This window comes from Pseudomonas sp. BE134, from assembly GCF_031456105.1.
Classification (GTDB): Bacteria; Pseudomonadota; Gammaproteobacteria; order Pseudomonadales; family Pseudomonadaceae; genus Aquipseudomonas.
The window spans coordinates 1-12,807 of the sequence record NZ_JAVDUA010000036.1; the positions used below are offsets into that span (position 1 = coordinate 1).

Consider the following 12,807-nt stretch of genomic DNA (forward strand, 5'->3'; position numbering starts at 1 on the left):
GTCTCCCACGGTCCGTACTGGCTAGAGTCGGAATCGAGCTTTTAGTCCCGCCCACCCCTTCAAGTCTAAACATACAAGCGAGCCTGCTCGCGAAGCAGGCGACTCGGTCTCCCGAGTCGCCGCGCCCAGTTACTCCAACGCCGCAGCCGGCCCAAAGAACTCATAACGGCTTTGCTTCTCTGGAACCCCCAAGGCCTTGAGGTGGCGCTTGACCGCGGCCATGAACCCTTTAGGCCCCAGGAAGTACGCATCCAGGTCACGCTGCTCGGGCAGCCACTCGCCCAATTGCTCCTGGCTCAACAACCCGACCTTGTGCGCCGCAGCGCTGACACCATCATCTTCGTCGTAGCAATAGAAGCGCTTGAGTTGCGGATGACGCTCGGCCAACCCATCAATCCAGTCGCGGAAGGCATGCACACTGCCGTTGCGCGCGCAGTGGATGAAATGTACCGGGCGCTCGGTGGCCAACGCGGCTTCAAGCATTGCCAGGGTTGGCGTGATGCCGACGCCACCGCTGATCAGCACCAGCGGTTTGTCGTTGGCCGTCAGGGTGAAATCGCCCGATGGCGGGAACAACTGAATGCTCGAACCGACCTGCAGATGATCGTGCAAGTGGTTAGACGCACGCCCACCGGTTTCACGTTTGACGCTGATGCGGTAGTGGCCCTTGTTCGCCAGCTCCGACAACGAGTAGTTGCGACGAATCTCTTCGCCCTCCAGGATCAGTTTCATGCCGATGTACTGGCCAGGTTCCGCCGCAAGGATCGGACCTTTGTCGGCGGGTTCCAAGTAGAACGAAGTGATTTCCGCGCTTTCCTCGACCTTGGCCGCGACGATGAATTCCCGCGCCCCGCGCCAGCCACCGGGTGCTTGTTCTTTCTGGTCGTAAATGCTGCCTTCAGCGCCGATTAAAATGTCGGCAAGCTGACCATAAGCCGCTCCCCAGGCCGCAATGACTTCAGGGGTGGCGATTTCCTCGCCCAGCACTTCGGCGATGGCACGCAGCAGGCAGGAGCCGACAATTGGGTAGTGTTCCGGCAGGATTTGCAGGGCCACGTGCTTGTTGATGATCTTGGCCACCAGGTCGCCCAACTGGTCGAGCTGGTCGATGTGCCGTGCGTACATCAACACACCGTTGGCAAGTGCGCGTGGTTGATCACCGCTGGCCTGGTGGGCCTGGTTGAACAGCGGGCGGACTTCGGGGTACTCAGAGAGCATCATGCGGTAGAAGTGCGTGATCAGCGCTTCACCGCCGCTTTCCAGCAGTGGCACGGTGGATTTGACGATGGCACGGTCTTGAACGCTAAGCATAAGGACGACTCCGGAGCTTTGTGTGTATTTCTTAATACATATCAGATTCCATGCCAAAACTATAATCGTTATAAATCAATAACTTAAAAACACAGTAGTCATATCGACACGAGCTGTTTTATAGTCCAGGTGACTACATGGAGTCACTATGACTGCAAAATCCCTGCTCACCGCCCTGCTGCCTCTGGTTTCCGACCTGTCCCGCGAATTGCCCGAAGGGGAGCGCTATCGACGTCTGCTCGAAGCCATGCGCGCCCTGCTTCCCTGTGATGCCGCTGCCCTGCTGCGCCTTGACGGCGAATGGCTGGTGCCGCTGGCCGTCGACGGGTTAAGCACTGACACCCTGGGCCGGCGCTTCAAAGTCAGCGAACACCCGCGCTTCGAGGCCTTGCTCAGCAGCCACGGTCCCACCCGCTTCGCCGCCGACAGCGACCTGCCTGACCCTTACGACGGACTGGTCGATGGGCTCGACGATCATCTGGAAGTCCACGACTGCATGGGTTGCCCGCTGTTTATAGACGAGCGTCCATGGGGTTTGCTGACCCTCGACGCCCTCGACCCGGAACAATTTGAACCCATTGAACTGGATGCCCTGCAAGCCTTTGCCAGCCTCGCGGCGGCCACGGTCAACGCCGCCGAACGCATCGAACGCCTGGCCAATCGTGTCGAAGACGAACACCAGCGCGCCGAGGTTTACCGTCAGGCCAGCGGTCAGCAGGACCGCGAAATGATCGGCCAGAGCAAGGCGCACAAACGTCTGGTGGAAGAGATTAGCCTGGTGGGTGGCAGTGACCTGACCGTACTGATCACCGGCGAAACCGGTGTCGGCAAAGAACTGGTCGCGCAGGCGATTCATGCCGCCTCTGCGCGGGCCGACAAACCAATCATCAGCCTTAACTGCGCGGCCCTGCCGGATACTCTGGTCGAGAGCGAACTGTTCGGCCACGTGCGAGGTGCGTTCACTGGGGCGACGAATGATCGTCGCGGCAAGTTCGAACTGGCCAATGGCGGCACGCTGTTTCTCGATGAAGTCGGCGAGCTGTCACTGACCGTGCAGGCCAAGTTGCTGCGCGTCCTGCAAAGCGGGCAATTGCAGCGTTTGGGCTCGGACAAGGAACACCAGGTGGACGTGCGCCTGATCGCGGCGACCAACCGCGACCTGGCCGAGGAAGTGCGCAACGGCCGCTACCGTGCCGACTTCTACCACCGCTTGAGCGTTTATCCCTTGCTGGTACCGGCGCTGCGCGATCGCGGACGGGATGTGTTGCTGCTCAGTGGCTTTTTCCTGGAGCAGAACCGCTCGCGCATGGGCCTCAACAGCCTGCGTTTGAACAGCGATGCACAGGCCGCATTGATGGCCTACAACTGGCCGGGGAACGTGCGGGAGCTGGAGCATTTGATTGGCCGAAGTGCGCTCAAAGCACTGGGTAACTGCAAGGACCGACCGAAGATTCTCAGTTTGAGCGCGGCGGACCTGGACTTGCCCACGGGCCGGGTCGAGACCGTTACCGAGCAAGCAGTGGCCAGCCCTGCAGTGTTGGTGTCTGGCGATTTACGTGAAGCCACGGAGAACTATCAGCGGCAATTGATCAGTGTCTGCCTTGAGCGGCACCACAACAACTGGGCGAGCGCAGCGCGCGAACTGGGCCTGGACCGGGCGAATCTGGGGCGCATGGCCAAGCGGTTGGGGATGAAATAACTCGGTCCCTGTAGATACCGTCTTGAACCTCACCGGGCAATCGCGTTTTGTCAGGCAAATCCCAGACGCAGCCTCGCGTTGCTCGTCAGCTGCTACGGGGAGAGTGCTGAGTCAGAGCTGGTTGAGGAGATTTGTAGCAGCTGCCGAGCCTGCGAGGCTGCGTTCGAGGACGCAGTCCTCGCAATCCATTGGCTGCGTTGTATCTGATACATCCGGGATTCAGGGTTTACGGCTGCTTCACAACCGGACGCAGCCTCGCAGGCTCGGCAGCTGCTACAAAGAATGCATTCGCCGGCGTGCGATTGAATGTCCCTAAAGCCTGCCCACTACAAGTCGATAACCCGATATCGATAGTTGTGGGCCATCCCGCGATCGCCTATCACCTTTTCCACAGAAGGTTTTTATGTCCTCCACCAAAGCCCGCGCAGATTCACTTTCGCTTCTGCTGTTTACCTTGCGCAGCGGCAAGCTGATGGCGATCAACCTGCTGAAAGTCAGTGAAATCATCCCCTGCCCGCCGCTGACCCGGCTGCCGGAGTCGCATCCCCACGTCAAAGGCATCGCCACCCTGCGCGGCGCGTCGTTGTCGGTGATCGACCTGAGCCGCGCCATCGGCGAGCGCCCGTTGGAAGACCCGAACGGTGGCTGCCTGATCGTCACCGATGTCAGTCGCTCCAAGCAGGGCCTGCATGTTCAGGCCGTGAGCAAGATCGTTCACTGCCTGACCACCGACATCCGCCCGCCCCCCTTTGGTTCCGGCGGCGTGCGTTCGTACATCACCGGCGTGACCTCGGTCGACGGCACATTGGTACAAGTGCTGGACATCGAAAAAGTCATCCACGGCATTGCGCCGGCGCAGATCGAAAGCGCCCCGACCGAGCTGAGCATGGAAGACGCGGAAGTCTTGGGCAGCGCGCGTATTCTGGTGGTCGATGACAGCCAGGTCGCCCTGCAACAATCCGTGCACACCCTGCGCAACCTTGGCCTGCAATGCTACACCGCGCGCAGCGCCAAGGAAGCCATCGACTGCCTGCTCGACCTGCAAGGCACGGCCCAGCAGATCAACCTGATCGTCTCGGACATCGAAATGTCGGAGATGGACGGCTACGCTTTCACCCGTACGTTGCGCGAAACGCCGGATTTCTCGCACCTGTATGTGTTGTTGCATACGTCGCTGGACAGTGCGATGAACAGCGAAAAGGCGCGTCTGGCCGGAGCCAACGCAGTGCTGACCAAGTTCTCTTCGCCAGAACTGACCAAATGCCTGATCGACGCGGCCAAGGCCGTCGCTGAACAAGGTCATTGAGGTGGCCGAGGGCTTTTGTTTTTTGATGCGGCGCAACCTCGCGCAGGCTGTCCCGGCGATTACCTGGCCTCAAGGAATTGTCCTCACCCAATACCGCCCTGAATCAGCAGCAGCCGTTCATTGCTTGATGGAACAGGGTTTTCAGGACGGCGGCGGCCGCGTGCCGGCGCTGGAGGTGTGGCAACAACGCTTTGAGACAGACCCCGAATACGATCCCACCCTGTGTTTCATAGCGCTTGATGCCGACGGTGTCGTCGGCGTGTGCCAGTGCTGGACCAGCGCCTACGTCAAAAACCTGGTGGTGCATCCGCGAGCGCAACGCCTCGGGCTTGGCCGCGCATTGCTGCTGCAGGCATTCAACGTATTTCAGCAACGCCGGGAAGGGTTTGTCGATTTGAAAGTATTGGAAGACAACCTTCGGGCGCAGCGGTTGTATGAAAGCGTCGGGATGTATGTGGTCCGCCGGGAACCGGTTCCAGTCTGAGACACTCCAACGTCGGCCATTCCATGACTGCCAAGGACGCTTAAACCATGAAAGCCGCAACCCTGACCTTCCTCTGCCTCACCGCCCTCGCCTCCCTCGCCCAAGCCTCCAGCCCAGATGCCTGGGCCGCCTATGACAAGGCAGTCCTCGCCAGCTGCACCAAGGCCAGCGGCCTGAAAAATGCCAAACCGGTCGGCAACGCGGCGCAGTTCGATGACCGGGTCGGTTACACCGCCCTCCTGCTACAAGGCCAATACCCGCAAAAACACATGAAAGGCCAGCAAGGCACCGAGCTTTGCCTCTATAACAAGCAGACAAAAACCGCCTACATCACCGAATGGGACTCCATCCGCTCGACCGCCAAGGTCCAGTAGGCGATAGGTACGCACAGGGCGACTGATGCGCCGGTGAACTTTGCGTTTACTTCGATGCGGGCAGCTTGATTGAAGAGAGATGTCGTCGGTATGGCCCCATCGCGAGCAGGCTCGCTCCCACAGTTGAACGTCACAGGTCACAGATGTTTTGTACGACGAAGATCCACTGTGGGAGCGAGCCTGCTCGCGAAAGCGGCAGCTCAGACACCGCTCAAGTCAAAACTCAGCGCTTACCCATCGAACGACGCGTCCCCGGAGGCGCCGCGCCAGGGGTCTTGGTATGGCCATTCTTCGCGCCATTCTTGTACCAAGGCTGGCTGGCGTTCTTCGCAGCGGCCAGATCACCCGGTTTGAACGGGAATTTGAACGCCGGGATCGCGGCGTTGGTTTCGCTGTCTGCGCTGGAGTCGACGCTGTCTGGCAGGTCTGCCTGGTCGTCGCTCAAAGCGTCGGCAACCGGCGGTTGTGTCGGGGAAGTCATGAAAGCTCCGGGTGATGCACATAGAGTCGGGCCCGGTCAGCGAGCCGCGAAAGGCGGCAGTATACCTGTGTCGAGAGCTGCAAGCTTCACGCGACAAGCGAGTCCGTCAGGTTTTGTGTTGACTGGTACGCCGTCCGCCGCTGATCTAAACGCCCAAACTGACAACCCCGTCAGTTACCAGTCACCCTCCTGACGGGCTGACAGGGTTATAAAGAGGGTATAAACCTGAAAATACCCTGACCCATTAGCCCGGCGCCCCACTCGCATGCGAATTCAGAAAAAATCCGCCTTGATCGCAGGTCTGCTTATAGCCTTGGCAGCGCTGGGGTCCTGGTACGTCACCAAGCCCGCCACGGGCAAACTCGCTGCTCCTACCGCGATTCCGGTGCGCGTGGTCAACGTCGTTGAAAAAGACGTGCCGCGTTACGTCAGCGGCATCGGTTCGGTGCTGTCCCTGCACAGCGTCGTGGTGCGCCCGCAGATCGACGGCATTCTCACCAAAATCCTGGTCAAGGAAGGCCAGTTGGTGAGTAAAGGTGACCTGCTCGCCACCATCGACGACCGTTCGATCCGCGCCAGCCTCGATCAGGCTCGTGCCCAGCTGGGCGAAAGCCAGGCGCAGTTGCAAGTGGCGCTGGTCAATCTCAAGCGTTACAAGTTGCTCAGCGTTGACGACGGGGTGTCGAAACAGACTTACGACCAGCAACAAGCGCTGGTCAATCAACTCAAGGCCACCGCCCAAGGCAATCAGGCTTCGATCGACGCCGCGCAGGTGCAACTCTCCTACACGCAGATTCGCTCCCCGGTCAGCGGGCGCGTCGGTATTCGTACCGTGGATGAAGGCAACTTCCTGCGCATGACCGATGCCCAGGGCCTGTTCACGGTGACGCAGATCGACCCGATTGCCGTCGAGTTCTCCCTGCCGCAGCACATGCTGCCGACCCTGCAAGGGCTGATCGGCGACCCGCAGCGCGCACGGGTAAAAGCCTACATTGGCGCCGACACCGACGGCGAAACCGGCAACCTGCTGGGCGAAGGTCACTTGACCCTGATCGATAACCAGATCAACGCCAACACCGGGACCATCCGCGCCAAGGCCGAATTCAACAACCCCGGGCAGAAACTCTGGCCGGGGCTGCTGGTGACGGTAAAAATTCAGACCGCCCTGGAGAAAGATGCCCTGGTGGTGCCGCCCACTGTCGTACAACGGGGCCTCGATCAACACTTCGTGTACCGGGTCAACGGTGACAAGGTTGAAGCCGTCACCGTGCAGGTGGTTGCGCAAGGCAGCGGCCAGGACATCATCAAAGGCGTGAAACCGGGCGATGTGCTGGTCACTGATGGCCAGTCGCGACTCAAGCCGGGGTCGACCGTGCAGGTGCTGACCGAACCACCGCAGGTGGTGCAATCGGAGCCGAAGCCATGAAAGGTCACGGCTCGATCTCTGCCTGGTGCATCGATCACCCGGTCGCCACCATCCTGCTGACCTTTGCCCTGGTGCTGCTCGGCGCCATCGCCTATCCGCGCCTGTCGATTGCGCCGCTGCCGGAAGCCGAATTCCCGACCATTCAGGTGGCCGCGCAACTGCCCGGCGCCAGCCCGGAAACCATGGCGTCATCAGTGGCCACGCCGCTTGAAGTGCAATTCAGTTCCATTCCCGGCGTGACCCAAATGACATCGAGCAGCGCCTTGGGCTCGACCATCCTGATCCTGCAATTCACCCTCGACAAAAGCATCGACACCGCCGCCCAGGAAGTCCAGGCCGCGATCAACACCGCTGCCGGCAAACTGCCCAAGGACATGCCCAACCTGCCGACCTGGCGCAAGGTCAACCCGGCCGACAGCCCGGTGCTGATCCTCAGCATCAACTCCACGCAAATGCCCGGCACTGAACTCAGCGACCTGGTGGAAACCCTGCTGTCGCGTCAGATCAGCCAGATCGATGGTGTAGGCCAGATCAACATCACCGGTCAGCAACGTCCGGCGATTCGCGTCCAAGCCTCGGCGGACAAACTGGCGGCCATCGGCCTGACCCTCGCCGACATTCGCCTGGCCATCCAGAACACCAGCCTCAACCTGGCCAAAGGGGCGTTGTACGGCGAGTCGAGTATTTCGACACTGTCGACCAACGACCAGCTGTTTCACCCCGAGGAATACAGCCAACTCATCGTTTCCTACAAGGACGGCGCCCCGGTTCATCTGAGGGATGTCGCCAAAGTCGTCAACGGTTCGGAAGATGCCTACATTCAGGCCTGGGCCGACGGTAAGCCCGGGGTGAACCTGGTGATTTTCCGGCAACCGGGCGCGAACATCGTCGAGACCGTGGACCGCATACAAGCCGCACTGCCCACACTGCAAGCCATGCTCCCCGCTTCGGTGCAGGTCAACGTACTGGTCGACCGCACCCAGACCATCCGCGCGTCTTTGCATGAAGTGGAAATCACCCTGCTGATCGCGATCCTGCTGGTGGTGGCGGTGATGGCGCTGTTCCTGCGCCAATGGTCGGCGACCCTGATTGTGTCCGCGGTGCTGGGCGTTTCCCTGATCGCGAGTTTCGCCCTGATGTACATCATGGGCTTCAGCCTGAACAACCTGACCCTGGTGGCGATTGTGGTGGCCGTTGGGTTTGTGGTCGACGATGCGATTGTGGTGGTGGAGAACATTCACCGGCACCTTGAGGCCGGCGACGGCATTCGCGAAGCGGCGATCAAGGGTGCCGGCGAGATTGGTTTTACCGTGGTCTCGATCAGTTTCTCGCTGGTCGCGGCGTTTATTCCGCTGCTGTTCATGGGCGGCGTGGTCGGGCGGTTGTTCAAGGAGTTCGCCCTGACGGCCACTTCAACCATCATGATTTCGGTGGTGGTGTCGCTGACGCTGGCGCCAACCCTGGCCGCGATGTTTATGCGTGCGCCGGTGCATCACGCCCACAGCAAACCCACGTTCGGCGAACGCTTGCTGGCCGGCTACGAAAAATGGCTGCGTCGCGCCCTTATCCATCAAAAATTGATGCTCGGGGTTTTCTGCTTGTCGCTGGGTCTGGCCGTCGCCGGTTACATTTTTATCCCCAAGGGTTTCTTCCCAGTGCAGGACACCGGGTTTGTCCTCGGGACGACCGAAGCCGCCGCCGATATTTCCTACGGCGACATGGTAAAAAAACACTTGGCGATGGCCGAAATCGTCGCGGCGGATCCCGCAGTCGCGGCGTTTTCCCACTCGGTCGGTGTGTCTGGCAGTAACCAGACCATCGCCAACGGCCGCTTCTGGATCTCCCTGAAAAAACGCGGTGATCGCGACGTCTCGGCCAGTCAGTTCATCGACCGGATTCGTCCGCAACTGATGAAGGTCCCGGGCATCGTGTTGTACCTGCGCGCCGGCCAGGACATCAACCTCAGCTCCGGCCCAAGCCGCGCCCAGTACCAATACGTGCTCAAAAGCAACGACGGCGCGACCCTCAGCACCTGGACCCAGCGCCTGACGGAAAAATTGCGCAGCAACCCGGCGTTCCGCGACATTTCCAACGACCTGCAACTGGGCGGCAGCATTACCCACATCAGCATCGATCGCAGCGCCGCGGCGCGTTTCGGCCTGACCGCCAGTGATGTCGACGAAGCGCTGTACGATGCGTTTGGTCAGCGCCAGGTCAATGAATTCCAGACCCAGATCAACCAGTACAACGTGATTCTGGAACTGGACACCAAACAACGCGGCAAGGCCGAAAGCCTCAACTATTTCTACCTGCGCTCGCCACTCAGCGGGGAAATGGTGCCACTGTCGGCGCTGGCCAAATTTGATGCTCCTACGGTCGGCCCGCTGTCCATCGCCCATGACGGCATGTTCCCGGCGGCCAACTTGTCATTCAACCTCGCGCCCGGCGTAGCGTTGGGCGATGCGGTGATCATGCTCAACCAGGCCAAGGTCGATATCGGCATGCCGGCGGCCATGAGCGGCAACTTCCAGGGTGCGGCCCAGGCATTTCAGAGCTCGCTGGCCAGCCAGCCGTGGTTGATTCTGGCGGCGCTGCTGGCGGTGTATATCATTCTCGGCGTGCTCTACGAGAGTTTCGTGCACCCGCTGACCATCATCTCGACGCTGCCCTCGGCGGGGCTCGGGGCGGTGATCATGTTGTGGATTTGCGGCCAGGACTTTTCGATCATGGCGCTGATCGGGCTGGTGCTGCTGATCGGTATCGTCAAGAAAAACGGCATCCTGATGATCGACTTCGCGCTCGACGCCCAGCGCAACCGTGGCTTGCCACCGGAAGAGGCGATCTTCGAGGCCTGTATCACACGGTTCCGGCCGATCATCATGACCACCCTCGCCGCCCTGCTCGGCGCCCTGCCACTGATGCTCGGCTACGGCACCGGCGCTGAACTGCGTCAGCCACTGGGCATCGCGGTGGTCGGCGGCTTGCTGGTGAGCCAGGCGCTGACGCTGTTCACCACTCCGGTCATATACTTGTGGCTTGAGCGGCTTTTCCATCGACCTGAACCAGCCCCGATACCGGCGCTGGCGACCACAGACTGAGGCGGGGTCATGCGCGTTCTGATCATCGAAGACGAAGAAAAAACCGCGGACTATTTACACCGCGGCCTGACGGAACAGGGTTACACCGTGGACGTGGCGCGGGACGGCGTGGAAGGCCTGCACCTGGCGCTGGAAAGTGACTACGCGGTAATCGTCCTTGACGTCATGCTGCCAGGCCTCGACGGCTTCGGCGTGTTGCGCGCTTTGCGTGCACGCAAGCAAACCCCAGTGATCATGCTCACCGCCCGCGAGCGGGTGGAAGACCGTATCAAAGGCCTGCGCGACGGCGCTGACGATTACCTGGGCAAGCCATTTTCCTTCCTTGAACTGGTGGCGCGCCTGCAAGCGCTGACCCGGCGCAGCGGCGGCCACGAACCGGTGCAAGTGAGCATCGCCGACCTGTGGATAGATTTGATCAGCCGCAAGGCTACACGCGCCGGCACTCGCCTTGACCTGACGGCCAAGGAGTTTTCGCTGCTCAGTGTGCTGGCCCGTCGGCAAGGTGAAATCCTCTCGAAAACCGCGATTGCCGAGATGGTCTGGGACATCAACTTCGACAGCGACGCCAACGTCGTCGAAGTCGCCATCAAGCGTCTGCGGGCCAAGCTCGACGGGCCGTTCGACGAGAAACTGCTGCACACGATTCGTGGCATGGGTTATGTGCTGGAGAGCCGTGGTGTCCAGTAATTCGATTGCCCTGCGCCTCAGTGGAATGTTCACCCTGGTGGCGTTGCTGGTGTTTTTGTTGATCGGCTGGGCGCTGTATCAGCAGGTCGATAAAGGCCTGGGGTTGCTGCCCGAAGCCGAACTGGACGCGCGCTACAGCGTGCTCGAATCCACCGTCGGCCGGTATGGCACGCCCGAGCATTGGGTGAAGATCAACAACAAGCTCAAGCTGCTCGGCGAAGAAGACAAGCGCATCAGTTTCTGGATTATCAGCGGCGATCCGCACTACGAATACGGCAACCTCACACCGCAAATCCGTAGCTTCGCCGAAGGGCCGCTGGGCATGCGTGACTTGCAGTTGCCAGACCATCCCTACCCGCTGAAAGTGCTGGTGAGCCAGTTCCCGGCCAAGGATCAACGCCCACCGTTGCGCTTCATGATCGGCATCGACACCGAGACGTTTGTCGAAACTCAACATCACTTGCTGATCGCATTGATCAGCCTGGCGATTGTCGGTGTGTTACTGGCTTCTGCGTTGGGGTATTGGGTGGCGCGGATCGGCCTCCAGCCTTTGATCAAACTGTCTCAGGAAGCCCAGCGCCTGGCGCCGCCGCTGCGTTCCGGGCGTTTGCGATTGTCGTCGCTGCCGCCGGAACTGGACCAGTTCGTCAATTCGTTCAACTCGACGCTGGAGCGGGTTGAGCAGGCTTATTCACGGCTGGAGTCGTTCAACGCCGACGTCGCCCATGAGTTGCGTTCGCCGCTGACTAACCTGATCGGCCAGACCCAGGTCGCGCTGACGCGTGGGCGCTCCGCCGAGCACTATTTTGAAGTGCTGCAATCGAACCTCGAAGAACTGGAACGGCTGCGCTCGATCATCAACGACATGCTGTTCCTCGCCAGTGCGGATCAGGGCAGCAAGGCCACCAAACTGACCTCCACCTCGCTCGCCGATGAAGTGGCGACAACGCTGGAGTACCTGGATTTCATTCTTGAGGATGCACAGGTTCAGGTACAGGTCAGTGGTGATGCGCAGGTGCGGATCGAGATCGCGCATCTGCGTCGGGCATTGATCAATTTGCTGAGCAACGCAGTTCAGCACACTGAACCAGGGCGAGTGATTCAGGTGCGAATCGAGGTCGACGAGCATCAGGTGAGCATCGGCGTCGCCAACCCCGGCACACCGATTGCCAGCGAGCATTTGCCCCGGTTGTTTGAGCGTTTTTACCGAGTGGATGCGTCGCGCAGCAATAGCGGCAACAATCACGGGTTGGGGCTGGCGATCGTCAAGGCGATTGCACTGATGCATGGTGGGGATGTGTTTGTGCGCAGTGACCACGGGATGAATACTTTCGGAATTCACCTTCCCGTCTAGTCCTCACACGGACCTGTAGCAGCTGGCGAAGCCTGCGTCCGGCTGCGAAGCAGTCGTGAAACCAGACACTGCGGTGTTTCAGGTGATCCGAGTTGCCCGGATTGACGACTGCTTCGCAGCCGAACGCAGGCTTCGCCAGCTGCTACAGGTGCGGTGTTGCATTTCTTACTGTTGCCTCAACCGCAATAGTCCTTTCTTGAACTGGCTCTGTTTCCCATTGGCCAAGATCCTTATCTTTGCCCGCACCAAACAGCACTTGCCAAGCAAGAAGGTTTTAAAGATGTCCAACATCAAGGGTATTGCCAGCGCTTTCGTTTTGTCCTCTTTGTTCCTGTCTCCATTCGCCCTGGCGGAAGAGTCGCAGACGTTCGCCACGCAAAATGCCGCACGCACCACAGCCTACGATCAGTATCAGAGCGAAATGACGGCCAAGGCTCCAGACGCTGCGCAATCCCCTCAAACATCGACGTCTGCAAGCCAGACTGTGAATGAGAAAGACAGCTGATTCATACAACGACTCTGTTTCCCTCGACACTTTTCATCGGCTCTCCCCTTGAAAAGTTGTCTTCAAAGCCGCTGCTGTCAGC

Annotated in this window: 11 protein-coding genes; 9 read left to right on the forward strand and 2 right to left on the reverse strand. The window is 60.1% G+C overall.

The window, feature by feature from the left end; all coding sequences use genetic code 11:
* Positions 1 to 129 precede the first annotated feature (129 nt).
* Complete coding sequence (gene hmpA, locus J2Y56_RS24715; protein WP_007948223.1) at positions 130 to 1,311, reverse strand: NO-inducible flavohemoprotein; 1,182 nt, start codon at positions 1,309 to 1,311, stop codon at positions 130 to 132.
* Positions 1,312 to 1,459: 148 nt separating this feature from the next.
* Here hmpA and norR point away from each other — a divergent pair, with 148 nt between their 5' ends.
* From norR to J2Y56_RS24735, 4 genes are all read left to right on the forward strand, one after another.
* Positions 1,460 to 3,010, forward strand: a complete 1,551-nt coding sequence (gene norR / locus J2Y56_RS24720) for a nitric oxide reductase transcriptional regulator NorR (RefSeq protein WP_310353271.1) — start codon at positions 1,460 to 1,462, stop codon at positions 3,008 to 3,010.
* Positions 3,011 to 3,413: 403 nt separating this feature from the next.
* A complete protein-coding gene (locus J2Y56_RS24725; protein WP_310353272.1) occupies positions 3,414 to 4,316 on the forward strand; it encodes a chemotaxis protein in 903 nt (300 codons plus the stop codon).
* A gap of 25 nt (positions 4,317 to 4,341) precedes the next feature.
* On the forward strand, positions 4,342 to 4,800 hold the full coding sequence (locus J2Y56_RS24730; protein WP_033048843.1) for a GNAT family N-acetyltransferase: 459 nt from the start codon (positions 4,342 to 4,344) through the stop codon (positions 4,798 to 4,800).
* 47 nt (positions 4,801 to 4,847) lie between these two features.
* Positions 4,848 to 5,174 carry a hypothetical protein gene (locus tag J2Y56_RS24735; RefSeq protein WP_310353274.1) on the forward strand — a complete coding sequence of 109 codons (327 nt, stop codon included), beginning with the start codon at positions 4,848 to 4,850 and terminating at the stop codon, positions 5,172 to 5,174.
* Between the two features lie 223 nt (positions 5,175 to 5,397).
* Here J2Y56_RS24735 and J2Y56_RS24740 read toward each other — a convergent pair whose 3' ends face one another.
* Entirely contained in the window at positions 5,398 to 5,655 is a 258-nt protein-coding gene (locus tag J2Y56_RS24740) for a hypothetical protein (protein ID WP_310353277.1), read from the reverse strand.
* 265 nt (positions 5,656 to 5,920) lie between these two features.
* Between J2Y56_RS24740 and J2Y56_RS24745 the strand changes: the two genes are divergently transcribed.
* The 5 genes from J2Y56_RS24745 to J2Y56_RS24765 all read left to right on the forward strand — a co-directional run bounded on the left by J2Y56_RS24745 (position 5,921) and on the right by J2Y56_RS24765 (position 12,725).
* Positions 5,921 to 7,081: an efflux RND transporter periplasmic adaptor subunit gene (locus J2Y56_RS24745; protein WP_150782412.1), complete on the forward strand. Its 1,161-nt coding sequence runs from the start codon at positions 5,921 to 5,923 to the stop codon at positions 7,079 to 7,081.
* Positions 7,078 to 10,179 (forward strand): multidrug efflux RND transporter permease subunit, encoded by a 3,102-nt coding sequence (locus J2Y56_RS24750; RefSeq protein WP_310353279.1) that lies wholly within the window; start codon positions 7,078 to 7,080, stop codon positions 10,177 to 10,179. Before J2Y56_RS24745 ends, J2Y56_RS24750 begins: the two co-directional genes overlap by 4 nt.
* 9 nt (positions 10,180 to 10,188) lie before the next feature.
* Positions 10,189 to 10,866, forward strand: coding sequence for a heavy metal response regulator transcription factor (locus J2Y56_RS24755; protein WP_007943491.1), 678 nt, complete (start codon positions 10,189 to 10,191; stop codon positions 10,864 to 10,866).
* On the forward strand, positions 10,856 to 12,220 hold the full coding sequence (locus J2Y56_RS24760; protein WP_310353280.1) for a heavy metal sensor histidine kinase: 1,365 nt from the start codon (positions 10,856 to 10,858) through the stop codon (positions 12,218 to 12,220). The genes J2Y56_RS24755 and J2Y56_RS24760 overlap by 11 nt, the downstream gene beginning before the upstream one ends.
* Before the next feature lie 280 nt (positions 12,221 to 12,500).
* Complete coding sequence (locus tag J2Y56_RS24765; protein WP_310353327.1) at positions 12,501 to 12,725, forward strand: hypothetical protein; 225 nt, start codon at positions 12,501 to 12,503, stop codon at positions 12,723 to 12,725.
* Positions 12,726 to 12,807: the final 82 nt, after the last annotated feature.

Excerpts from the sequence above, each read along its gene's own strand:
- hmpA (WP_007948223.1), bottom strand. The coding sequence starts at position 1,311 with ATGCTTAGCGTTCAAGACCGTGCCATCGTCAAATCCACCGTGCCACTG.
- norR (WP_310353271.1), top strand. The coding sequence starts at position 1,460 with ATGACTGCAAAATCCCTGCTCACCGCCCTGCTGCCTCTGGTTTCCGAC.
- J2Y56_RS24725 (WP_310353272.1), top strand. The coding sequence starts at position 3,414 with ATGTCCTCCACCAAAGCCCGCGCAGATTCACTTTCGCTTCTGCTGTTT.
- J2Y56_RS24730 (WP_033048843.1), top strand. The coding sequence starts at position 4,342 with ATGCGGCGCAACCTCGCGCAGGCTGTCCCGGCGATTACCTGGCCTCAA.
- J2Y56_RS24735 (WP_310353274.1), top strand. The coding sequence starts at position 4,848 with ATGAAAGCCGCAACCCTGACCTTCCTCTGCCTCACCGCCCTCGCCTCC.
- J2Y56_RS24740 (WP_310353277.1), bottom strand. The coding sequence starts at position 5,655 with ATGACTTCCCCGACACAACCGCCGGTTGCCGACGCTTTGAGCGACGAC.
- J2Y56_RS24745 (WP_150782412.1), top strand. The coding sequence starts at position 5,921 with ATGCGAATTCAGAAAAAATCCGCCTTGATCGCAGGTCTGCTTATAGCC.
- J2Y56_RS24750 (WP_310353279.1), top strand. The coding sequence starts at position 7,078 with ATGAAAGGTCACGGCTCGATCTCTGCCTGGTGCATCGATCACCCGGTC.
- J2Y56_RS24755 (WP_007943491.1), top strand. The coding sequence starts at position 10,189 with ATGCGCGTTCTGATCATCGAAGACGAAGAAAAAACCGCGGACTATTTA.
- J2Y56_RS24765 (WP_310353327.1), top strand. The coding sequence starts at position 12,501 with ATGTCCAACATCAAGGGTATTGCCAGCGCTTTCGTTTTGTCCTCTTTG.